This is a genomic window from Sphingosinithalassobacter sp. CS137, from assembly GCF_014334115.1.
Lineage (GTDB): Bacteria > Pseudomonadota > Alphaproteobacteria > Sphingomonadales > Sphingomonadaceae > Sphingomonas.
The window spans coordinates 1,061,030-1,083,467 of record NZ_CP060494.1 but is presented as its reverse complement, the minus strand read 5'-3'; the positions used below and the strand labels follow the sequence as shown (position 1 = coordinate 1,083,467).

General features: G+C 67.5%; 22 protein-coding genes and 3 tRNA genes. 12 read left to right on the top strand and 13 right to left on the bottom strand.

The genetic code is table 11. The features are described 5' to 3' along the window. The first annotated feature begins 53 nt into the window (after positions 1–53). Both H7V21_RS05135 and nadA read left to right on the top strand, forming a co-directional pair. On the top strand, positions 54–827 hold the full coding sequence (locus H7V21_RS05135) for a hypothetical protein (protein ID WP_262504016.1): 774 nt from the start codon (positions 54–56) through the stop codon (positions 825–827). Between the two features lie 49 nt (positions 828–876). After that, positions 877–1,887, top strand: coding sequence for a quinolinate synthase NadA (gene nadA, locus H7V21_RS05130; RefSeq protein ID WP_188055785.1), 1,011 nt, complete (start codon positions 877–879; stop codon positions 1,885–1,887). 21 nt (positions 1,888–1,908) lie between these two features. Here the strand turns inward: nadA and H7V21_RS05125 are convergent, their stop codons facing one another. Further along, complete coding sequence (locus H7V21_RS05125) at positions 1,909–2,916, bottom strand: FUSC family protein (RefSeq protein WP_188055784.1); 1,008 nt, start codon at positions 2,914–2,916, stop codon at positions 1,909–1,911. 77 nt (positions 2,917–2,993) lie between these two features. Here H7V21_RS05125 and H7V21_RS05120 point away from each other — a divergent pair, with 77 nt between their 5' ends. Next, positions 2,994–4,301, top strand: a complete 1,308-nt coding sequence (locus tag H7V21_RS05120; RefSeq protein ID WP_188055783.1) for a DUF2254 domain-containing protein — start codon at positions 2,994–2,996, stop codon at positions 4,299–4,301. Between the two features lie 43 nt (positions 4,302–4,344). Continuing rightward, positions 4,345–5,259 carry a carboxylating nicotinate-nucleotide diphosphorylase gene (nadC, locus tag H7V21_RS05115; RefSeq protein WP_188055782.1) on the top strand — a complete coding sequence of 305 codons (915 nt, stop codon included), beginning with the start codon at positions 4,345–4,347 and terminating at the stop codon, positions 5,257–5,259. Here the strand turns inward: nadC and H7V21_RS05110 are convergent, their stop codons facing one another. Beyond that, complete coding sequence (locus tag H7V21_RS05110) at positions 5,260–5,691, bottom strand: DUF4112 domain-containing protein (RefSeq protein ID WP_188055781.1); 432 nt, start codon at positions 5,689–5,691, stop codon at positions 5,260–5,262. It lies immediately after the preceding gene. Positions 5,692–5,698: 7 nt separating this feature from the next. Further along, the gene (locus H7V21_RS05105) at positions 5,699–7,168 is read right to left on the bottom strand and encodes an ABC transporter substrate-binding protein (protein ID WP_188055780.1); all 1,470 of its coding nucleotides are present in this window, start codon (positions 7,166–7,168) and stop codon (positions 5,699–5,701) included. Between the two features lie 128 nt (positions 7,169–7,296). Between H7V21_RS05105 and H7V21_RS05100 the strand changes: the two genes are divergently transcribed. After that, entirely contained in the window at positions 7,297–7,806 is a 510-nt protein-coding gene (locus H7V21_RS05100; protein ID WP_262504015.1) for an NUDIX domain-containing protein, read from the top strand. Here the strand turns inward: H7V21_RS05100 and H7V21_RS05095 are convergent. The 5 genes from H7V21_RS05095 to aroA form a co-directional block, all read right to left on the bottom strand. Further along, positions 7,785–7,871, bottom strand: a tRNA-Leu gene (locus H7V21_RS05095). The two genes, H7V21_RS05100 and H7V21_RS05095, sit on opposite strands and share 22 nt — an antisense overlap. 43 nt (positions 7,872–7,914) lie before the next feature. Beyond that, complete coding sequence (locus tag H7V21_RS05090; RefSeq protein WP_188055779.1) at positions 7,915–8,193, bottom strand: integration host factor subunit beta; 279 nt, start codon at positions 8,191–8,193, stop codon at positions 7,915–7,917. A 172-nt stretch (positions 8,194–8,365) separates the two neighbouring features. Next, complete coding sequence (rpsA, locus tag H7V21_RS05085; RefSeq protein ID WP_188056370.1) at positions 8,366–10,078, bottom strand: 30S ribosomal protein S1; 1,713 nt, start codon at positions 10,076–10,078, stop codon at positions 8,366–8,368. A gap of 268 nt (positions 10,079–10,346) precedes the next feature. Beyond that, positions 10,347–11,000: a (d)CMP kinase gene (locus H7V21_RS05080; protein ID WP_188055778.1), complete on the bottom strand. Its 654-nt coding sequence runs from the start codon at positions 10,998–11,000 to the stop codon at positions 10,347–10,349. Between the two features lie 15 nt (positions 11,001–11,015). Beyond that, complete coding sequence (aroA, locus tag H7V21_RS05075; protein WP_188055777.1) at positions 11,016–12,353, bottom strand: 3-phosphoshikimate 1-carboxyvinyltransferase; 1,338 nt, start codon at positions 12,351–12,353, stop codon at positions 11,016–11,018. Between the two features lie 103 nt (positions 12,354–12,456). On the opposite strand from aroA, the gene H7V21_RS05070 reads away from it, so the two are divergent. Then, positions 12,457–12,780, top strand: a complete 324-nt coding sequence (locus tag H7V21_RS05070; protein ID WP_188055776.1) for a TIGR02300 family protein — start codon at positions 12,457–12,459, stop codon at positions 12,778–12,780. An 83-nt stretch (positions 12,781–12,863) separates the two neighbouring features. Beyond that, positions 12,864–12,939 (top strand) — tRNA-Ala (locus H7V21_RS05065). Positions 12,940–13,101: 162 nt separating this feature from the next. On the opposite strand, the gene H7V21_RS05060 is transcribed toward H7V21_RS05065, so the two are convergent. Then, a tRNA-Thr gene (locus tag H7V21_RS05060) sits at positions 13,102–13,177 on the bottom strand. Positions 13,178–13,196: 19 nt separating this feature from the next. Continuing rightward, the gene (locus H7V21_RS05055) at positions 13,197–13,907 is read right to left on the bottom strand and encodes a hypothetical protein (RefSeq protein WP_316715500.1); all 711 of its coding nucleotides are present in this window, start codon (positions 13,905–13,907) and stop codon (positions 13,197–13,199) included. A 278-nt stretch (positions 13,908–14,185) separates the two neighbouring features. Between H7V21_RS05055 and H7V21_RS05050 the strand changes: the two genes are divergently transcribed. After that, positions 14,186–15,238 (top strand): transcriptional regulator, encoded by a 1,053-nt coding sequence (locus H7V21_RS05050; RefSeq protein ID WP_188055775.1) that lies wholly within the window; start codon positions 14,186–14,188, stop codon positions 15,236–15,238. Between the two features lie 3 nt (positions 15,239–15,241). Here the strand turns inward: H7V21_RS05050 and H7V21_RS05045 are convergent, their stop codons facing one another. After that, positions 15,242–16,558 (bottom strand): replication-associated recombination protein A, encoded by a 1,317-nt coding sequence (locus tag H7V21_RS05045; protein WP_188055774.1) that lies wholly within the window; start codon positions 16,556–16,558, stop codon positions 15,242–15,244. Between the two features lie 122 nt (positions 16,559–16,680). Here H7V21_RS05045 and ubiM point away from each other — a divergent pair, with 122 nt between their 5' ends. Then, entirely contained in the window at positions 16,681–17,850 is a 1,170-nt protein-coding gene (ubiM, locus tag H7V21_RS05040; RefSeq protein ID WP_188055773.1) for a 5-demethoxyubiquinol-8 5-hydroxylase UbiM, read from the top strand. Between the two features lie 6 nt (positions 17,851–17,856). Here the strand turns inward: ubiM and H7V21_RS05035 are convergent, their stop codons facing one another. Beyond that, positions 17,857–18,561, bottom strand: coding sequence for a L,D-transpeptidase family protein (locus tag H7V21_RS05035; protein WP_262504014.1), 705 nt, complete (start codon positions 18,559–18,561; stop codon positions 17,857–17,859). 176 nt (positions 18,562–18,737) lie between these two features. Between H7V21_RS05035 and H7V21_RS05030 the strand changes: the two genes are divergently transcribed. Both H7V21_RS05030 and H7V21_RS05025 read left to right on the top strand, forming a co-directional pair. Next, entirely contained in the window at positions 18,738–19,361 is a 624-nt protein-coding gene (locus H7V21_RS05030) for a PadR family transcriptional regulator (protein WP_410482672.1), read from the top strand. Then, a complete protein-coding gene (locus H7V21_RS05025) occupies positions 19,358–19,672 on the top strand; it encodes a DUF2218 domain-containing protein (protein WP_188055772.1) in 315 nt (104 codons plus the stop codon). The genes H7V21_RS05030 and H7V21_RS05025 overlap by 4 nt, the downstream gene beginning before the upstream one ends. Positions 19,673–19,675: 3 nt before the next feature. Here the strand turns inward: H7V21_RS05025 and H7V21_RS05020 are convergent, their stop codons facing one another. Then, positions 19,676–20,830, bottom strand: a complete 1,155-nt coding sequence (locus tag H7V21_RS05020) for a glycosyltransferase family 4 protein (protein ID WP_188055771.1) — start codon at positions 20,828–20,830, stop codon at positions 19,676–19,678. A 99-nt stretch (positions 20,831–20,929) separates the two neighbouring features. Here H7V21_RS05020 and radA point away from each other — a divergent pair, with 99 nt between their 5' ends. After that, positions 20,930–22,297, top strand: a complete 1,368-nt coding sequence (gene radA / locus H7V21_RS05015) for a DNA repair protein RadA (RefSeq protein WP_188055770.1) — start codon at positions 20,930–20,932, stop codon at positions 22,295–22,297. The last annotated feature ends 141 nt before the right edge of the window (positions 22,298–22,438 follow it).

Here is a 22,438-nt window from a genome sequence, read left to right as displayed (position 1 = left end):
CCGGATATCTTCACATCGTGTAGGATGCGCACCTCTGCAGGGGGTCTGCATCGATGGCTACGGTTGTTGGTCGGGGTCCGCTCGCTGCGGACGATAATCGCTTCTTCCTGTTCGGCGCCTTTGCGATGGCCTTCGTGCTCGTCGCGGGCTTCTCGCTGCATCTCGCCTTCGGCCGGTCGAGCTTCTCGGCGCCCGCGATCGTGCATGCGCATGGCGTCGTCTTCTTCGGCTGGGTCGTGCTCTATGTGACTCAGACGATGCTCGCCACTTCGGGGTCGATCGCCTGGCACCGGCGGCTCGGCTGGATTGCCGCCGGCTGGATGGTGGCGATGGTGGTGGTCGGCACGATCGTCGCGGTCGAGGCGGTGCGGCTCGGTCGCGCGGCGCCGGTCTATCGCCCCGCCTATTTCCTCGTGATGGCGCCGCTCACTGTCTATACTTTCGCCGCGCTGTCGACTGCCGCTATCGTGCTGCGGCGGCACAGCGCCTGGCACAAGAGGCTGCATTTCTGCGGCATGGCGATGCTCGTGGGGCCGGGGCTGGGGCGCTTGCTTCCGCTGGCGCTGCTGGTCCCCCATGCCGGCATCCTCGAATTCGTCCTCGTGCTGCTCTTTCCGCTGGCGGGCGTGGTGGCGGACTGGCGGCGCAGCGGCCGGGTCCATCCCGCCTGGTGGTGGGGGATCGGCACGATCCTGGCCGTGCGCGCGCTGATCGGGCTGATCGTCGCGAGCGGCGCCGCACTCTGGCTGCACGGCTTGGTCACGGCGGGCCAGCCGGGCGCCGCCTTGCCGCCGTTCGAATTCCCGCCGCTTCCGCTCATGCCTTGATCCGCCGCGCGCCGCACGCCATGTGCGGTGGGCAATCAAGGGAATGGAAATGGACGCACGCGAGGGCATTGGCGGTACGCTGGCGGGGCTGGACCTGCGCGCCGAGATCGATCGGCTGCGCAAGGAGCGCAACGCCGTCATCCTCGCGCATTATTACCAGAAGCCCGAGCTTCAGGACATCGCCGATTTCGTGGGCGACAGCCTCGATCTCAGCCGCAAGGCGGCGGAGACCGACGCCGATGTGATCGCGTTTTGCGGCGTGCGCTTCATGGCCGAAACGGCCAAGGTGCTCAGCCCGCAGAAGATCGTCGTCCTGCCCGACATGGATGCCGGCTGCAGCCTCGAAGACAGCTGCCCGCCCGATCAGTTCGCCGCCTTCCGCGCGCAGCATTCCGATCACATCGCGCTCACCTACATCAACTGCTCGGTCGAAGTGAAAGCGCTCAGCGACATCATCGTCACCAGCTCCTCGGCCGAAAAGATCCTCAGCCAGATTCCGGAGAGCCAGAAGATCATCTTCGGCCCCGACAAGCATCTCGGCGGCTATCTCAGGCGCAAGACCGGGCGCGACATGCTGCTCTGGCCGGGCGTGTGCATCGTCCACGAGGCGTTCAGCGAAACCGAGCTGCTCAAGCTCAAGGCGCAGCATCCCGACGCGCCGGTCGCGGCGCATCCCGAATGCCCGCCGCACGTGCTCGACCACGCCGATTATGTCGGCTCGACCAGCGGAATCCTCAATTTCGCGCAGAGCTTTCCCGGCGACACGCTGATCGTCGCCACCGAGCCGCACATCATCCACCAGATGGAAAAGGCGGTGCCGGAAAAGACCTTCATCGGCGCGCCGGGTGCCGACGGCAACTGCAACTGCAATATCTGCCCCTATATGGCGCTCAACACGATGGAGAAGCTCTACGTCGCGCTGCGCGACCTCGAGCCGCGGATCGAAATCGCGGAGGATCTGCGGCTCAAGGCGCAGACCAGCCTCGACCGCATGCTCGCGATGGCGAGCGGCACCGTCGGTATGGGCGACTTGGGGCCGGTTCCCGTCACCGGCGACTGAGCCCGGTCGCGGCGCCGGCGCTCATGCGGTGCTGGCGCGCTTGCGGAACAGTTCCTCCAGCTTCTCCAGGTCCGAATCGAGTTCGCGCAAAGCGAAGGTGAACGCCCGGGCGTCCTCGTCGTCGCGCCGCGCCTGCGTCGCGTCGATCGCGCGATCGATCGCCGCGCGTGCCGGGTCCGCATGGGCCGTCGCCTCGCCGCTGTCGGGCGGCTCCAGAAAGGCGCACACTTTCTCGCGAACCTCCCCGATCGCATCCTTCAGCGGCGCATCGGTGCCCAGCGGATCGCCTTGCCGCTCGCGCAGCCGGTCGAGGATGATCAGCGTGTGCCACAGCTGAAGCACGGCGGGGACGAGCGCTTCGACCGGCATGTTCTCGGCGGTGCGGTGCAGGCGCATCCCGTCGGTCAGCTCGCGCGCGGTGCGGATGTTGTCGAGGAAGCGGCGATGGATCGGATCGAGTTCCCGCTCGCCGTCGCCGGTCAGCACTTCGACTTCGGCGGTCAGCAGGTTCCGGCACTCGCCGATCGCGGCGCGGATCGGGCGCATGGCGCGCTTCGCCGCGCTTTCCGGCCACACCAGAAAGGCGCCGGCGGCCCCGGTCACCGATCCGATCAGGATCGCCGCCGCGCGATCGATCGCCCCGCCCAATATTTCGGGATCGGGTTCGAGCGCGATGATCACCGCCGCCACCACGCCGAAGCGGAAATTGGGCAGCGCGGTGGCTATGCCGTTCAGCAGGATCGCCGCAACCGCGAGGCGCAGCAGCGTCAGATCCTCGCCGCCGAACGCCAGCACCGTCGCCAGCCCCACCACGGTGCCGAGCAGCGCCGCGCCGATCCGGCCGGCTGCGGCCACTGCGGTCGCGTCGAGATTCTGGTGCGCCACGAACAGCGCCGAGATCACGCCCCAGCTCCAGCTCGCCTGGTTCAGCCCCACCCATCGGCAGATCAGATAGGCGGCGATGCCCCCGATCGCGCTTTGCAGCCCCAGTCGAATCGGATCGCGCAGCTTTGCCGGGACGATTTGCATGCCGGGCCAATGGTCCCGGCGCTGCGATGGTTCCCGCGTGCCGGGCAACCGTTTCGCCTCCGCCACGTTCCAGCAGCATGAAAGCCTGGCTCCGCCAAATCGCACTGCGCCTCAACGCCAGCTATTGGTTCCTTCCGACCGTTCTCACGCTCGCCGCCATTCTGCTGTCCTTCGCCACCTATGCGGTGGATCGGCAGTTGAACAACGGCTGGGCGGAGGGGGTCAGCTGGCTGCACGATTCGACGCCGGACGGCGCGCGGGCGCTGCTCTCGACCATCGCCGGATCGATGATCTCGGTCGCGGGCACGGTGTTCGCGATCACCATCGCGGCGGTGGTCTATGCCTCGGGCAACTATGGTCCGCGGCTGCTCACCAATTTCATGACCGATCGCGGCAACCAGCTCTCGCTCGGCGTCTTCATCGCGACCTTCGTCTATTGCCTGCTCGTCCTGCGAACGGTGCACCAGCCGGACGAGGCGGGGCGGTTCGGCATGCGCAGCGTCGGCGGCTTCGTGCCCGAACTGTCGCTGGTGACGGCATTTCTCCTGACATTGCTGTCGGTCGCGGTGCTCGTCTATTTCCTCCATCACGTGCCCGACAGCATCCGGATCAATCGCGTGGTCGCCAGCATCGGTCGCCGCGCGCTGCACGACATCGAGGCGCGCTATCCCGATCCCGATCGCGGTACTCCGCTGATCGAGCCTTATGGCGCACGGGGAGCGCCGATCCGCGCCGGTCGCGCCGGCTATATCGAGATCATTGATTTCGAAACGCTCGGCGACGTGTGCGAGCGGCAGGGCGTGCAGGTCCGGCTGGCGGTGCGTTCGGGCGATTTCATCCATTCCGAAATGCCCCTGCTTCACGTCGACGGCACGATAGGCGAGGGCGTCGAGCAGCAGCTGCGCCGCGCCTTCGCGCTGGGTGAGAGCCGCACCTCAAGCCAGGACATCGAATTCTCGATCGACGAGCTGGTGGAGATCGCGCTGCGTGCGCTGTCGCCGGGAATCAACGATCCGTTCACGGCGATCACCTGCCTGCACTGGCTCTCGGCAGTGACGGCACAGCTGGCGCGGCGCGATCTCGGCACGGATGCCGACGGCAATCGCTATGGCACGCGCGGAGTCCATGCGCTCGTCGACGATTTCGATCATTTCCTCCGTCGCGCCTTTGGCGAAGTGAGGGCTTCTGCTGCCGCCAATCCGCTGGCGGCGGTCAGTTTCGTCGACGCGCTCGAAGCGGTGGCCGCCGGCGGGCCGTCGGCGGCACGTGTCGATCAGCTCCGCTGCGAAGCGCGGCTGCTGCTGGCGCAGGCCGAAACGGTGCTCGAAGGGCCTGCGCTCGCCCGGGTCCGCGGCGCGGTCGAACGCTTCGCGCCGGCCGCTTGAGGCGCCGCTGTCCTACACGCGCGCGATATGCCATGGCAGAGCGATGACCGACCCGCAGGCCGCTGCCGACGCAACTTTGTTTCAGGATTCGCGCGAAAACTGCGAAGCTAAGGGCGAATTCGTGCTCGACCGATTCGATCTCGACGGCTTCGTGGCGGCGACGCTGGCCGAGGATCTGGGCGCGGGCGGCGACATCACTTCGCATGCCGTGATCCCGGCCGATGCGATCTTCGAAGGCGTGATGGACAGCCGCGAGGCGATCACCGTCGCCGGCCTGCCGATCGCCGAGGCCTTTTTCCGCGCGCTCGATCCCGACGTCGCGATCGAGCGACTGGTCGAGGATGGCGCGCGCGTCGCGGCGGGGGCGGATCTGCTGCGGCTGCGCGGTCGTGCCCGCGCGCTGCTCACGGCCGAGCGCTCGGCGCTGAACACGGTGCAGCATCTGTCGGGAATCGCCACGCTGACGCGAAGCTATGTCGATGCCATCGCCGGCACCGGCGCGACTCTGCTCGATACGCGCAAGACGCTGCCCGGGCTGCGCATGCTCGAGAAATACGCGACTCGGATGGGCGGCGCGACCAACCACCGCATGGGCCTGTGGGACGCGGCGATGATCAAGGACAATCATGTCGCCGTCGCCGGATCGGTGGGGGAGGCGGTGCGCCGTGCGGTCGCCGCGGGCATTGAACGGATCATCGTCGAGGTCGATCGGCTCGATCAGATCGCGCCCGCGCTCGATGCCGGGGCGACGCATCTGCTGCTCGACAATATGATGCCGGAGATGCTGCGCGAGGCAGTCATGCGGATCGACGGGCGGGTGCCGAGCGAAGCCTCGGGCGGCGTGCGGCTCGAAACGATCGGAGCGATCGCGCAGACCGGAGTCAGTTTCATCAGTGTCGGCCGGATCACTCAGTCGGCGCCGGCCGCCGACATCGGCCTCGATTTCGGCGCGGCCTGATTACTGCCCTACGGTGGCTGTGGAAGGATAGTGCCGGTCGAGATGCTTGCGGATGATCCGCACGTTGCGGGTGTTGGAGCGGAAGAAGAAATCGGCCGCGTCGCCCACTCCGGGCACGAGCCCGAGCAGGAAATCGAGCGCGACATTGCCGACCATCCGGCTCATCGCCATCCTGGACATCTTCAGGTTGCGCGCTTCCCACACCATGTAAAAGCCCAGCATGGCGCCGATGAGGTCGCCGCCGACCGGGATCAGCCCGATCAGTGCGTCCAGCCCGACATGCTGGTTGGTGCCCGGAATCTTGAAGCTGCGCTCGAGCAGCTGGTGCATCCCGTCGACTCGGCGGCGAACCGCCGCAGGGTCGGTTCCGGTAGGAATGCTGCGTGCGGCGTTCCGGATCGTGCTGGAAGCCATTCGCGTGGGGCGTGCCATCGGTCCCTCACTCGCTGTCGTTTCGCAGTTGATCCAACGGGTGCCAGGCGCGGGAGTTCCTCTGCCAGGCGTCCAGACGGAGCGCCACGATAGACCATCGCAGCGGCTGGGCGATAGGGATGAATACGTGCTCGGCGCTCAGCAGCGCATCGGCCTCGGCGATTCGTTGCGCGCGGTTTTGCAGCGTCGGCGCGTCGCGTGCCGCTTCCGCCGCCAGTTCCGCATCTTCCGAACACAGGCGGCATGCGGTCACCAGGAACCAGCGCGCGCTGTCATAGGGGGCCACTGCATCGATCAGCCGCAGGTCCGCATCGGCACGCATCGCCACGCGTTCGCCTTCGATTCCGATCGACCGCAGGTCGGCGGCAAGATGCGCCCACAGCATCGTGGCGCCCGGCCCCTCCGGAAGTGCGACTCGGAGCCGCACCGAATCCACTTCCGCCTCCTGTCTCCACACGCTGACTCGTGCCCGTGCGCGGGCCCGGCGTTCCTCGAGCGTCAGTGCTGCCCATTGCGGCACGGCGGGAGCGGCAGAGGAGTCGAGCTGTTCCGGGAGCAGCGTGGTGACCGGCGTTCGCTCCGGCAGCACGCGCTGGACGATCGCGTCGCGGTCGATCGCCATTGCCACGGCCGCTCGATTCTCCGGTTCGGCAAGAAAGCCGTCCTGCTCGACGACGGCCAGGCCGAACAGCCCCAGGGCGGGATCGAAGCGGATATTGGCCGGAGCAATGCCTGCCGCTCCCACCAGCGGCCAATCGACGAACGTCCCGCCGAGCACGAGATCCGATTTGCGCGCGGCGAAGCGCGCCAGCGCCAGCGCGGCGCGCTCCCCGTGGAGCTGCACGAATTCCGCCGGGCCGGGGCCCTCATATCCCTCTTCCGCGATGCGCTCCGAATCGATCGCGGGGCGCAGCAGAACCCCCGATTGCTCGTCTTCCTCCACGCGGAAGGGGCCGGTGCCGCCAAGCGTCTGCGGTCGGACAATCGCCATTTCGGGTTGAGCGAAAAGCTGCAGCAGATCAGGGCGCGAGCGCCGCAGCCGCACTTCGATGACTCGCGGCGTCATCTCGACGATCTCGTCGACCACCTCCAGATACGGTGCCAGCGGGTTCCTGCTGTTGGAGGCCGTTGCACGGCGGAGTGCACGCACCACTTGCTGCGCAGTCACTTCGCTGCCGTCGGGCCATTCGGCGTCGCGCAGCCGAAAGATGAAGCTGCGCCCCTCGTCGATCACGATCCAGCGCTCGGCAAGCCCGGCCACGATCTGGCCATTGCTGTCGAAGCGTACCAACCCCTGAGCGGTCGCATAGAGAAACACCGCCTCGGGAAATTCCAGCGGCTCGCGGCTGGGATTGGCGGCTTCCGCTTCGCCGCCGATCGCGCTCGCCACCACCGGCACATCGTCAGGCCGTGGTTCGCCGCATCCTGCCGCTGCCAGTGCCAGCGCAAGCGCGATCGGCAGGGGCAGGCGATTCATCAGGATATCCGCTGCTGGAGACGACGGAGCTGTACGACCATGGCTTGGTCCTGCCAACTTGGGCTGTCGGCGGCAACCTGTCGAGAAGCAGCTTGGCCGGCCGGCGCAGCCGCCATAGGATCGAAACAATGCCATCTTCCATTTCCCGGCACGAGCGCAGCGACGGTGCGGCCCGGCTGATACGCGCCGGCATGTGGCTCTCGCATGGGCTACGCCGGCTTTACTGGTTCGTCGTGCGGCCGGTGACGCGTGGCGTGCGCGCGATTCCCGTCACGCCGGACGGTCGGGTCGTGCTGGTCCGGCACAGCTATGTCCCGGGGTGGCATTTGCCCGGCGGTGGGTGGGAGGCGGGGGAGGCGGCGGAGTCCGCGATGCTGCGTGAGCTACGCGAGGAGATCGGTCTCGTGTCCCACGGCAGCGTGACCTGGCTCGAGGAGTATTTCCACCGCCCCAACCATAAGCGGGACACGGTGCAGCTGTTCCACGTCGCCGACGTGGTCGTCGTGCCCAGGCTGTCGCTGGAGATCGAGGCAGTCGCCGCATGGCCGCCGGATGCGCTTCCCGCCGATGCCACCGCGGCAACTCGGCGACAGGTCGCACAATGGGTGTTGCGCGCTGGTGCGGACGGCGGGACTTGAACCCGCACTCTCTTGCGAGAAGCGGATTTTAAGTCCGCTGCGTCTACCGATTTCGCCACGTCCGCGCGCGGGCAACGCAAGCCCAAGGCGGGCGCAGGCGTCAATGGCCTAGACGTTGAGGCGAAGGCGCATTTCCTTGCCGGGCTTGAAATAGGGCACGCGCTTTGCGCTCACCGTCACCGTTTCGCCGGTGCGGGGATTGCGGCCCACGCGCGAGTCGCGCGATCGCGTGGAGAAGGCACCGAAGCCGCGAAGCTCGACTCGACCGTTCTCTGCCAGCCGTTGCACGATCTCGTCGAAGAACACGGAGACGATCTTCTCGACTTCCCGGGCCGAGAGCTCCGGATTGTCGTCAGCCAGCAGTTGTACAAGCTCGGAACGGATCATTCACGCTCTCCCTGGAGCGCCACCGATCTGTTTTGCGACCGGGCGACGCTGCGACCCTTTGGCGACCCTTAGCCGTGAAACCTAATCTTCATCAACCAGAAGATTTGCGGATGTTCACTTGCCGGTGGCCGACGCCGGGGAGCGCGGTTGCGCTCCCCGGCGGGTAGGCAGGTCACTCGTTGCTGCCGCCGCGTGCCTTGAGGGCTTCGCCAAGAATGTCGCCCAGCGACGCGCCCGAGTCGGACGAGCCATATTGCGCAACTGCCTGCTTCTCTTCGGCGATCTGCATCGCCTTGATCGAGAAGGTGGGCTTCTTCGAACGATCGAAGCCGGTAACCATCGCGTCGAACTTTTGGCCGACCTGGAACCGCTCCGGACGCTGCTCGTCGCGATCGCGGCCGAGATCGGTACGCTTGATGAAGCCGGTCGCACCGTCTTCGCCGACCTGCACTTCGAGTCCGGCATCGCGGACCTCGAGCACGCTGACGGTGACGATCGCGCCCTTGTTGACGCCGCTGCCGCTCGTCGGGACGCCCGCTGCCGGTGCGCCGCGCTCGAGCTGCTTCATGCCGAGGCTGATGCGCTCCTTGTCGGGCTCAACGGCCAGGACGACGGCCTGAACGGTCTCGCCCTTGCGGTGCAGGTTGAGCGCGTCCTCGCCCGAGATGCCCCAGGCGATGTCCGACATGTGGACCATGCCATCGACGTCGCCGTCGAGGCCGATGAACAGGCCGAACTCGGTCGCGTTCTTCACTTCGCCTTCGACGGTCGAGCCCACCGGGTGATCCTCGGCGAACTTGTCCCACGGATTGGCCTGGGCCTGCTTGAGACCGAGGCTGATGCGGCGCTTGTCCTCGTCCACCTCGAGCACGACGACTTCGACTTCCTGCGAGGTCGAGACGATCTTGCCGGGATGCACGTTCTTCTTGGTCCAGCTCATTTCGCTGACGTGGACCAGGCCCTCGATGCCCGCTTCCAGCTCGACGAAGGCGCCGTATTCGGTGATGTTGGTCACGCGGCCGGCAAGCTTGACGCCGACCGGATACTTGGCGCTCGCGCCTTCCCACGGATCGCTCTCGAGCTGCTTCATGCCGAGGCTGATGCGCTGCGTCTCGCGATTGATGCGGATGATCTGGACACGGACGGTGTCGCCGATGTTGAGCATCTCCGAGGGATGCTGGACGCGCTTGTAGCTAAGGTCGGTGACGTGGAGCAGGCCGTCGATGCCGCCCAGGTCAACGAACGCGCCGTAATCGGTGATGTTCTTGACGACGCCATCGATCACCTGGCCTTCGGTGAGGCTCTGGATCAGGCCCGAACGCTGTTCGGCGCGCGTCTCTTCGAGAACGGCGCGACGCGAAACCACGATGTTGCCGCGCTTGCGGTCCATCTTGAGGATCTGGAACGGCTGGGGAATGTCCATCAGCGGCGTGACGTCACGCACGGGACGGATGTCCACCTGCGAACCGGGCAGGAACGCCACGGCGCCGTTCAGGTCGACAGTGAAGCCGCCCTTCACACGGCCGAAGATCACGCCCTCGACACGGGCCGACTTGGCGAATTCGGTTTCCAGCTTGTCCCAGGCGGCTTCGCGGCGTGCGCGATCGCGCGAGAGCATCGCTTCGCCCTGGGCGTTCTCGACGCGGTCGACATAGACTTCGACTTCGTCGCCGACCTTCAGCTCGGCCTTCTGACCGGGAGCGGCGAATTCGCGCAGCGAGACGCGGCCTTCGCTCTTCAGCCCGACGTCGATGACGGCGAGATCGTTTTCGATCGCAGTGACGGTGCCGATGACGACGCGACCTTCGAAGCCGTCGCTGTCGCCCAACGTCGCGTCGAGCATTGCCGCGAAATCATCGCGGGAGGGGGTTGCCGTGGTGGCCATGTGGTGTGCAGTTCCTGTGTCGTCGTTTCCGGCCAGCCGGTTGTCTCCGGCGGTCTTGTGGCCGATCTGCCGCGGCGGCCGAACGCCGGTCGCGGCATCCATGCGCGCCATCATCAGCGGAGGACCTCAACGCCAAATGCGAAAAGGGCGCGTGAGGACATTGCCTCCGCGCCAACCTCCACGAGCAACGGCCCGCAGGACAAATCGATCATAGCGGATGGAGCGCGATCGGGCAAGAAGGCCGCTCTGCCGGCTATCGGTCCGCGCTTCAGAGTGTCTCGGGAGGTTCCGGCGTCTCTGGCGGGCGCATGCGATCGTTCACGATCGCGATTGCACGTTGCACTGCCGCGTCGATCGAAAGGAAGCTGGTATCGAGGATTGCGGCGTCGGGCGCCGGCTTCATCGGGGCGTCGGCGCGCTTGGAGTCGCGCTCGTCGCGCGCCCGGATGTCGGCGAGAACCTTGTCGAGACTCGCGAAGACGCCGAGCTTGCGCAACTCGAGGTGGCGGCGCTGCGCGCGGATCATCGGCGTTGCCTTGACGAACAGCTTCACCTCCGCGTCGGGCGCGATCACGGTGCCGATGTCGCGCCCGTCGAGCACGGCACCGCCAGGCTGCTGCGCAAATTTCTTCTGCCGTAGCAGCAGCGCCTTCCGGACGAGGGGATGCGCAGAGACGATCGAGGCAATTCGACCGACCTCGTCGGTCTTCAGCCAGGGGTCGTCGAGCAGATAGTCGTCAAAGCCACAGCCGGCGAGCGCATCGGTTTCGCTTTCGGGGTCCGCTTCCTCGCGGAGCAGCGATGCGGCAACGGCTCGATACAGCAGGCCAGTGTCGAGATGGGGCAGGCCGAAATGACGCCCGAGCGCCCTGGCGATGGTGCCCTTGCCCGATGCGGCGGGTCCGTCGACTGCGATGATCATGCGACAGAAGTCAGCTTACGCAGTGAGCGCGTCAAGGGTCGGGAAGAAATCGGGATAGCTGGTGGCGACTGGTGACACATCATCGATCGTAACGGGCAGGGTCGTCCGAAGCGCCGCGATGGCCATGCTCATCGCGATGCGATGGTCCAGTTTCGAGGCGACCTGAGCGTCGCCGGATAGCGATTCGCCGTCTGTCCCGTCGATCGAAAGCCCGTCCTCGGCTTCCTCCACGCGGGCCCCGACAGCGGAAAGAGCCGCGGCCATCGCGGCGATCCGATCCGATTCCTTCACCCGAAGCTCGTGCGCGCCGCGTGCGACAGTGCGTCCCTGCGCAAAGGCGGCGGCGACGAACAGCGCGGGATATTCGTCGATCATGCTCGGCGCGAGTTCCGGCGGCACATCGATGGCGTGCAGCGGCGCGTGGCGCACGATCAGATCCGCCACCGGCTCTCCGCCCACGCTGCGCGGCTGCGATTCGACGATGTCGGCACCCATCATCCGCAGCACTGCGATCAGCCCGGTGCGAGTCGGATTGAGCCCGACATTCGAGATAGTGACTTCGGATTCGGGCACGATCGAAGCTGCGACCATCCAGAAGGCTGCCGAGGAAGGATCGCCGGGCACGTCGATCTCTTGCGGACGAAGCTCCGCCTCGCCACGAAGCGAGACGATGCGCTCGCCGCCTGTCTCCTCCACTTCTAGCTCTGCCCCGAACCCGCGCAGCATGCGTTCGCTGTGGTCGCGCGTGGCGACCGGCTCGATCACGCGCGTGATGCCCGGCGCGTTGAGCCCCGCCAGCAGAACGGCGGACTTCACTTGGGCCGATGCGACCGGCAGCCGATATTCGATCGGTACGGCGGGGCACAGTCCGCGCACCATCAAGGGCAGCCGCCCGCCCGGGCTCGCGGTGATGTCCGCGCCCATGCGCGCGAGAGGCTCGATCACCCGCGCCATCGGCCGGCCCGACAGCGAGGCGTCTCCGGTGAAGGCAGCGGTGATCGCATGGCTCGCGACCAGCCCCATCAGCAAGCGTGTCGAGGTGCCCGAATTACCCATCTCGAGCGCTTGCTGCGGCTGGAGCAGCCCGCCGACTCCCACGCCGTTCACTCGCCACGTGTCGTCGGCGCCGCGGGCGATCGTCGCCCCCATCGCCTGCATCGCGGACGCAGTGGCAAGCACGTCCTCGCCTTCCAGCAGTCCGCGGATGCGGCTTTCGCCTACCGCCAGGCTGGCGAACATGAGCGCCCGGTGGCTGATCGATTTGTCGCCCGGAACGACGACGGTGCCGCGCAGCGGCCCGCGCGCGGCGATCGAGAGCGGCCGGGGCGCTGTGGCGGGTCGGGTTTCGGTCATGGGGCGGGCGGCTTTTGACAGCGCGCTTGCGCTATGGCAAGGCGCGCCCCACTTTGCGGGGCCCGACCCCGAACCCCAGCAGTTTCGAAAGGCAATAGGCGGCATGGTCAAGCCGGAATGGGGCACGAAACGAGCGTGCCCGAAATGCGGAACGCGTTTCTACGATCTTCAGAAGGACGATCCCGTCACGTGCATCGCGTGCAGCTATGCGTGGGAGCCGGAGCCGATTCTCAAGTCCAAGCAGCCGCTTCCGTTCGAGGCGAACAAGACGGACAAGGACGCCGAGAAGAAGGAGAAGGACTCGGATCTCGGTGACGAGGATCTGGACATCGAGGAAGAAGACGGCGATTCGGCCGACGACGACGTCGATCTGGGTGGCGACGACGACCTCGGCGTGAAGACGTCCGACGAAGACGAGGAAAGCTGATTCCGGAGCACCTCCGAAACCGGTTCGGAGGTGCTTGCCAAAACCGCGGCGGCTGACTAAAGCCCGTCGCCTTCCCGGGGTGTGGGGCCGTAGCTCAGCTGGGAGAGCGTCGCAATGGCATTGCGAAGGTCAGGGGTTCGATCCCCCTCGGCTCCACCATTCCCCCCTAGAGTCCCGCGGATTTCCGCCGCTCTGATCGACCGGCTCGATTGCACTCCGAATATGCGTACGCTGATCGAAGCCGCCGGCGATGGCGCCGGTGCTTTGCGTGAATCCGTGTGTTGAAGTCACACCGCACCGCACCGGATCTGGCGGGAAGGCTGGTGCCGGTTGCAGGATTCGAACCCGCGACCTTCGGTTTACAAAACCGCTGCTCTACCAACTGAGCTAAACCGGCCCGGCTCGGGACCCATGCGTCACACGACGCCGAAGGTCCAGCCCTCGGTGCGCGCAATGTCGGGCGTCAGCCCCGACGGAGCCCAAAGCATGGGGCTTTCCGCGGCGGCGCGAAGCCAGGCGGCAGAGAGAATCGCGTCGGTGGCGTGATCGTCATAGCGGGCGAGCGGCGCGTGCGGCGCCGATCCGAATGCTTCGAGCATCGCGTCCAGCGTGGCGGCGTCGCGAATCTTGGAGATGCCCTTGCGCATGCCCGCCAGGCGCGCGGGAAGCGCGGTATAGATTTCGACCAGCACGGGTCCGCGCTCCGGCAAGGGATCGAACGGCCAGAACGGGATGCGCCCTGCAAGCCGGTGAAAGACCCGCATGCCGGTGAGGCTCGATTTGCCGACCTGACTGGCGCCGACAAGATTGAAGCAGCTGTAGGGGGAGAGCCGCATCGCCTCCTGCCCATGCTCGACCACGCGGAAGCGGCCGCGACCTGCCGGGAAGAGGTCGCCGCAATCGAAGCGCTGCCGGAAGTGGCGACGCGCCTCCGGATGCGCGACGAAGCTGGTGGCGGCGAGATGCGGGTCCGCCGCGCTCAGCTCCTCCACGAGCGCCCAGAGCGCCTTTGCATCAGCCGGGCTGGCATCCCATCCTGGGAAGAAGGCGCCGTGATCGGCGAAGGGGAAGGCAGGCGAAAGATCAAGGCCGATCAATGTATCGCTCCCCGCTTCGGCGATCTCCACCAGCCAGTCGAGAATCGCGCCGCGAGACCAGCCGCCGTCTCGCCGGATCAGCTCGGGCGGGCCGGCGCCATCCCGCGCGCGCGCGACTGCCAGCCCTTTCGGGCGCGCAACGGCTTGCCCGGACCAGTCGATCGCGACGAATTGGCTGAAGCGGCTCAGGCTCTATCCCCCCTTGGTGCCGCTTTTGCCATTGCTTTGCCTCCATTGCTGAACGAACGTCGCGGCCTGTCGGTGGTCGGCAGGCCGAGCAGGTAGCTAGTACGGGATTCCGCTGACGCATGGCATCGGGCTGCTTCGCCTTCGATCAATTCCTGCTCGATCCGGCCGACCGTCAGCTTATCCGCGGCGGCGTGCCGGTGGAACTCAACGCGCGCTATTTCGACGCGCTGGCGCTGCTCGTACGCGAACAGGGGCGGCTGGTCTCGAAGGAGCGGTTTCTCGACGAGGTCTGGCGCGGCGTTCCGGTGACCGACGAGGCGCTGACTCAGTGCATCCGCACGCTGCGGCGGCAGCTGGGCGACGATGCCGCCAACCCGCGGTTCATCGAAACCGTGCCCAAGCACGGCTATCGTTTCGTCGCCCCCGTGGCCGAAGCCGGCTCGGCTCGGCTCGCTGACCGGAATTCTGCCTTGGCGGCGCGTCCGGAAGTGCTGCGCCTCGGCGCCGCGGGAACGGCCGGGGCCTGTGCAGCAGGGGTGGTCGGCGGGCTGTTCTACGGCTTTCTTGCGGCGGTGCAGGCGGGTCAGACCGACGTCGGCGGCGCGTCGGTGTTGCTCGTCCTGACGGTGGTGACGGTGGTGATTGCGCTGTTGGGAGGCGCGGGCGTTTCGTTCGGGATCGCCGCGGCACAGCGCCTGTCGGCGGGACGCGCGGCGTGGGGCATCGCGGGCGGGGCCGCCGGCGGACTGGTGATCGGTGGGCTGGTCAAGCTGCTGGGGCTCGACGCGCTGATGTTGCTGTTCGGCCATGCGCCGCGGGCGATCACGGGAGCGGCAGAGGGCGCGCTGCTGGGTGGCGCGGCAGGGTTCGGCTGGTGGCTCGCGGTGCGGAGCGCGCGTTCGCTGCGACGCGGAGCGGCCTATGCGGCCGCCATCGGTGGAGCGACCGGCGCGGGCATCGCGCTGCTGGGGGGGCGGATGCTGGGTGGAAGCCTCGACTTGCTCGTGCAGGGATTCCCGGCCTCGCGGCTGCGGTTGGATTCGCTTGGCGGGCTGTTCGGCGAGAATGGCTTCGGGCCGGTCAGCCGCATCGTCACCGGGGGACTGGAAGGGGCGTTGTTCGCCGGATGTCTGGTGGCTGCGATGCTGTTCGCGCGCCGGCGCGGCGATTGAGGCTCAGTCCTCGGCGCGGCTGCGACGCCGCTCGTCCCACCATGCCATGCGCTCGGCGACGCGCTTTTCGAAGCCGCGGTCGACGGGCGTGTAGAAAGTCTGCGGCGTCATTTCCGCCGGCCAGTAATCGTCGCCGGAGAAGCCGCCCTCGCTGTCATGGTCGTAACGATACCCCTTGCCGTAGCCGATCTCCTTCATCAGCTTGGTCGGCGCGTTGAGGATGTTCTGCGGCGGCATCAGGCTGCCGGTTTCCTTCGCCGAGCGCCAGGCGGCCTTCTGCGCCTGATAGGCGGCGTTCGATTTGGGGGCAGTGGCGCAATAGAGGCAGGCCTGGACGATCGCCAGCTCGCCTTCGGGGCTGCCGAGGAAGTCATAGGCGTCCTTGGCGGCGAGGCATTGCACCAACGCCTGTGGATCGGCGAGGCCGATGTCCTCGCTGGCGAAGCGGACGATGCGGCGCAGGACGTAGAGCGGCTCTTCCCCTGCCGTCAGCATGCGCGCGAGATAATAGAGCGCGGCCTGCGGATCGCTGCCGCGCAGGCTTTTGTGCAGCGCGCTGATGAGATTGTAATGCCCCTCGCGATCCTTGTCATAGACCGCGACCCGGCGCTGGAGCAGCGCGGAAAGACCGGCGGGATCGAGCGGCGCATCGAGGTTCACAGAATAGAGCGTCTCGGCCTGGTTCAGCAGAAACCGGCCGTCGCCGTCGGCGCTGGCGATCAGCGCTGCGCGCGCGGCCTCGTCCAGCGGGAGCGGGCGCTCCTCCTCGGCCTCGGCGCGGGCGAGGAGTTCGCCCAGCGCCTCTGCGTCGAGGCGGTGGAGGATCAGCACCTGCGCGCGCGAAAGAAGCGCCGCATTGAGCTCGAACGACGGATTCTCGGTAGTGGCGCCGACCAGCGTGACGGTGCCGTCCTCGACATAGGGCAGGAATCCGTCCTGCTGCGCGCGATTGAAGCGGTGGATTTCGTCGACGAACAGGAGCGTGCGCTTGCCCGTGCGGGCATGTTCCTTCGCCTCGGCGAACACCTTCTTGAGATCGGCGACACCCGAGAAAACCGCTGAAATGGCGGCGAAGCGCAGGCCGACCGCATCGGCCAGCAGCCGTGCGATCGTCGTCTTGCCGGTGCCGGGCGGTCCCCACAGGATCATCGAGGAGAGCTTGCCCGCCGCGACCATGCGGCCGATCGCACCTTCCGGGCCGGTGAGATGGCGCTGACCCACGACTTCCTCCAGCCGCTGCGGCCGCAGCCGATCGGCCAGCGGTCCGCCGGAGGGTGACGCCGAGGCAGCGGGATCTTCGGTAGCGAAAAGGTCGGCCATGTGGACGCTGAGATAGGCGCCGCGGCGGGAAATTACATGCCCGCGAATCCTCCCCAAGCCTCCTGGGAGAATTGACGTGGCGCAAGGCAGCGCCATCTGGGGTGCTCGACATGGGAGCGATTATGCAAAGCGACGTGCTCATCATCGGCGGTGGACCGGCGGGCCTCGCCTTTGCGCGGGCGCTGAATGGCTCGGGACTGTCGGTAACGCTGCTCGAGCGTCAGCCGCTCGCCGCGATCGCGGAGCCGGCCGACGACGGGCGCGAAATCGCGCTGACGCATCGTTCGATGGCCATTCTCTCGGAACTCGGCGCGTGGGAACGGATCGCCGAGGAAGACAAGGCACCGCTTCGCGCCGCACGCGTGCTGAACGGCCAGTCGCCATTCGCGCTCAGCTTCGACACCGGCGGCACGGGCGCCGACGCATTGGGCCGGCTCGTCTCCAACCACCGAATTCGAGCGGCGCTGTACGCATGCGTGGCGCAGCAGCCCGGAGTGGAGATCAGGTCGGACGCCGAGGTCGCGAGCGTGCGGACCGGCAGGGAAGGGGTCGAGGCGGTGCTCGCGGACGGAACCCGCCTGCGCGCGAAGCTGCTGGTCGGCGCGGACTCGCGATTTTCCTGGGTGCGGGACAAGCTCGGCATCGCGGCCGAGATCCAGCGGATCGGGCGTTCGATGCTCGTCGCGCGGGTGGAGCATGCGCGGCCGCACGATAGCGTCGCGACGGAGTGGTTCGATCATCATCAGACGATCGCGATGCTCCCCCTGAACGGCGATCGGTCGTCGGCGGTGGTGACGCTGCCCTCCGCACAGATCGAAAGGCTGGCGGCGATTGAGGAGGGCGCGTTCGCTGCCGAACTCGAGCGGCGCTATCGGGGACGGCTGGGCGCGATGCGTCTCGAAGGGGGGCGGCACGTCTATCCGCTGGCGATGACATGGTCCCGCCACTTCGCGGCAACGCGCGCGGCGCTGATCGGCGATGCCGCCGTGGGCATGCATCCGGTGACGGCCCATGGGTTCAACCTGGGGTTGAGCGGTCAGCAACTGCTTGCCGACGCAGTGCGGGCGGCGGCGCGCTCCCGCCGTGACATCGGCAGCGACACCGTGCTGCGCCGGTACGAGCGGGCGCATCGTCGGGCCGCCTGGCCGCTCTACGCCGGAACCAACGCGCTGGTGCGCCTCTACACCGACGAGACGCTGCCCGGTCGCGCCGCGCGCCACATGGTGCTGCGCCTCGGGCAGCGCCTGCCGATGGTGCGCAGCGGCGTGCGCGAAATGCTGATGGCGCGCTGAGCCGGCTCAGCTCTGCGCCGGCGCGATCGCATCGCCTACCGTGATCCGCTCGCCCTGCGTGATGATCACGCGATCGCCGAGCGCGGCCAGGTCGAACAGCAGCTCGGCGAATTCCACCGGCACTCCGATGCAGCCGTGGGTGGCATAGCCCCATTCGACTTCGCTGCCATGGATCGAGATGCCGTCGTTGGTCAGGCGCAGCATGAACGGCATCGGTGCGCCGTAGAGGTTCGAGACGTGATCGGCGTCCTTCTCGGTGATCGTGAAATTGCCGAGCGGCGTCGGCTTTTCGTCGGATCCATAGAGAATGGCGGTGGCGCCGATCTCATATCCCTCGCGGAAGACCGAGAGCGTCTGCGCCTCCAGATCGATCGTGATGACGAGCTCGCCCTCGGGCACGCCCTCCGCATCCCAATAATAGGTGCCGAATTCGATCGGGCCGTCGATCGGCAGCACGCGGCGTATGACGAAATGGTCGTCGGGGACTGCGGGTGCCGCGGGCTCGGCCGCGGGCGCCGGAGACGGGGCGGGCGGCGCCTGTTCCTCCGGTTGCGCCGCGCTTGCGGCGGGCGGCGCAACGGGCTGGCCGTTCGTCGGCGCCTCGACCGCATAGGCGACCGTCTTGAAGATCTGCGAGCCGAGCAGCAGCGCCATGGCGCCCATCAACAGGGCGGCGACCACCACTGCGGCGGGGTGTGGCTTGCCGGACATTCGAGCTCCTCCTCCGATTCCCGGGCCACGATGACGTTCCCGCGCGGCGCGCGCCACCCCCGGATTTCAGCCGTTCCAGCGCGAGACGGTTCGCGACGGCGTTAACGATTGGTGAAAAAGCGGCAGAGGCAGACTTGCGGATCGGCTTTCAAGATATATCTTGTTTGCATCTTATCATGAAGGAACGAGCTATGCATGGCCATCATCATCATCATCGGCATGACCGCTGGGGCGGCGGAGGGCACCGCCATTGGAGTTTCTCGCGCCCTGACTGGGAGCACTCCGCCGGGCGCGGGCGCGGGCGCGGGCGCGGGCGCGGACATGGCGGCCGGGCGCGCCGGATGTTCGACGGCACGGAACTGCGGCTGCTGCTGCTGAAGCTGATCGCCGACAGTCCGCGCCACGGCTATGATCTGATCCGTGAGATCGAGGAGCGTACCGGTGGCGCCTATGCACCGAGTCCTGGCGTGATCTATCCCACCCTCACGCTGCTGGGCGAGATGGGGCTGATCGAGGAGCAGCAGACAGAGGGCGCGAAGAAGGTCTATGCCGCCACTGCAGCGGGCCACGCGCACCTCGCCGAGCGCGTCGAGGAAGTCGAGGCACTGCTGAAGCGGCTGGTGGAGCTCGGCTCGCAGCGCGCCCGAGCCGGAGGCGGAGCACCGATCCGCCGAGCGATGGCCAATTTGAAGACTGCGCTCAGGGAGCGGCTCGATGCCGAGGAAGGCGAGCCGGAAACCGTGCATGAGATCGCCGCGATTCTCGACGAGGCAGCCCGGAAGATCGAGCGGCTGCCATGAGCGTGCGCGCGACGGCATCGGTGCCGACCGAAAACGGCAGCCGCTATCTCCAGCAACTGTGCAAGCACTGGTCGCACAATCTGGAGGTCACGTTCGACGAGGCGCACGGCGCGGTTCGCTTTCCGGCGGAGGGCAGGGCGGGAACCTTCCCCGGCGACGCGCTGGTGACCTTCGACGCCCGCGACACTGCGCTCGACGTGCGGATCGAGGCGAGCGTCGAGGAGCAGCTCGAAGCGATGAAGGACGTGGTCGCGCGGCACCTCGACCGGTTCGCCTTCCGCGAGGCGCCGCTCACGTTCGACTGGAAATGAGCCTCAGCGCGCGTCCCGGCGCGCCAGTACGTCGAGATACATGTCGACGACGTGCTGGTTGACGCGATCCCAGTGATAGGCCTGGGCGCGCTGGTGGCCGGCCGCGCCCATGCGTGCGCGCAATGCCGGATCGGCCGCCAGCCGCTCGATCGCGTCGGCATAGTCGGCGATGGCGCGCGGCTCGATGAGATAGCCCGACACACCTTCTTCCACGAGGCTGCCGGCCCCGGTGGCGTTCGCGGCGACCACCGGCACGCCCGCCGCCATCGCCTCCAGCGTGACGTTGCCGAAGGTCTCGGTGACCGAGGGGAAGAGGAACACGTCCATCGACGCGACTGCGCGGCCCAGATCCTCGCCGGTCAGAAAGCCGGTGAAGATCGCGTTCGGCACCCGCTCGGCAACCCAGTCGTGGGCGGGGCCCTTGCCGACGATCAGCACCCGGTGCGGCACGCCGCGGCGTTCCAGCTCGCCGATCGTCTCGGCAAAGACGTCGAGGCCCTTTTCGAGCACCAGCCGGCTGAGGAAGCCGATCACCAGCTCGCCGTCGCCGATCCCCAGGCTGCGGCGCCACTCGAGGCTGCGGCGGGCGGGCGCGAACTGATCGTGGTTCACGCCGCGGGCCCATTCGCGGATCGGCGTTTCCACGCCCCAGCCGCGCAGCAGGTCCGACATCATCGGCGCGGGCGTCACCACGCCGTCGACGCGATTGTAGAGCCGCGTCTGGAGATAGATCATCAGCGGCTCGAGAAAGCCGAGCCGATAATATTGCGCATAGGTCTCGAACCGCGTGTGGACCGACGCGACCGAAGCGATGCCGTTGCGGCGTGCCCAGCTGACCGCGCGATGACCCAGGATCTCGGGCGCGGCGATATGGACGATGTTGGGCCGATAGGCGCGCAGATCCTTGCGGATCGAGCCGGGCAGGCCGAGCGCCAGCCGATATTCGTCGCGCCCTCCCGGCAGCGGCACGGCGGGCACCGATACCAGCTCGCCGGTGGGCTCGAATGCGGGCGTGTCGGTCGTCGGCGAATAGACGCGCAGCGTGACGCCCTTGCGCAGCAGATATTCCGCCAGCCGGTTCAGCGCCTGATTGGCGCCGTCGCGAACATAGTTGTAGTTGCCGCTGAACAGCGCCACGCGGAGATCGGATGCCTTCATCGGCGGCGGCGATAGCCGCGCGCGAAACGGGCGTCCACTGGTTGCGCTCCCGTCCCGAATCTGTTCCCTTATCGTTCCGTCTGCGCTATGGCTGCCGCCATGGCGAAATCCCAGAAACGCTATGTCTGCCAGCAATGCGGCTCGGTCGCGTCGAAATGGGCGGGGCAATGCGCCGATTGCGGCGACTGGAACACGCTGGTCGAGGATGCCGGCGCGGTCGTCACGCCGTTTCAGGCCAAGCATAATCTCCAATCGGGCGGGCGCGCGATCGCGCTCTCCGGGCTCGATTCCGAAATCCCGCTGCCCGATCGGATGGCGACCGGCATCGCCGAGCTCGATCGCGCGCTGGGCGGCGGCTTCGTCGAAGCGTCGGCGACGCTCATCGGCGGCGATCCCGGCATCGGCAAGTCGACGCTGCTGCTTCAGGCCGCGGCGAAGCTGGCGCTCGCCGGGCGGCGCGTCGCCTATGTCTCGGGCGAGGAGGCGGCGGATCAGGTGCGGCTGCGCGCGCGGCGCCTCGGGCTCGGCAGCGCGCCCGTGCAGCTCGCCGCGGCGACCAGCGTGCGCGACATCCTCACCACGCTGGGGCAGGGGCAGGCGCCCGCGCTGCTCGTGATCGATTCGATCCAGACGATGCATTCGGACCTGATCGAAGGCGCGCCGGGCACGGTCAGCCAGGTGCGCGCCTCGGCGCAGGAGCTGATCCGCTTCGCCAAGGAACGCGGCACCGCGCTGGTGCTCGTGGGGCATGTGACCAAGGACGGCAGCATCGCCGGCCCGCGCGTGCTCGAGCACATGGTCGATACGGTGCTCGCGTTCGAGGGCGAGCGCAGTCACCAGTATCGCATTCTGCGCGCGGTGAAGAACCGCTTCGGCGGCACTGACGAAATCGGCGTGTTCGCCATGGCGAGCGAGGGGCTGAGCGAGGTCGGCAACCCCTCCTCGCTGTTCCTGTCGGACCGTGACGAAAGCATCTCGGGCACCGTGGTCTTCCCCGCGCTGGAGGGCACGCGCCCCGTGCTCGTCGAGATTCAGGCGCTCGTCGTGCGCCTCGCCAGCGGCGCCACCCCCCGCCGCGCGGTGGTCGGCTGGGACAGCGCCCGGCTCGCGATGATCCTCGCCGTGCTCGAAGCGCGCTGCGGCCTCAGCTTCTCGACCAGCGAAGTCTATCTCAACATCGCCGGCGGCTATCGCGTCGCCGATCCCGCCGCCGACCTCGCGGTAGCGGCGGCGCTCGTCTCGGCGCTCAGCGAGCGGCCCGTGCCGACCGACGCAGTGGCCTTCGGCGAACTCGCCCTGTCAGGCGAAGTCCGCCCTGTGGCGCACGCCACCCTGCGCTGCCGCGAAGCCGCGAAACTCGGCTTCGGCAAAGCGATGGCTCCGGCGAGCGGCGTGGAAAAGAGCGCGCTGGAAGTAGCGGGATTCAGGACGCTCGGGGCGTTCGTGGAGCATTTGCTGGGGCGGTGAGGGGACGGCTTTGCGCCCTAATTCCTGTCGTTCAGCTTGGCTCGATAGAGGCCCGGAACCTGGCCGTTCATGGTCACGACAGCGGCGGGACTACCGACGTGCGGACTACCCTGCCCGTCAATCGGCTGTCTGGTGATGAGC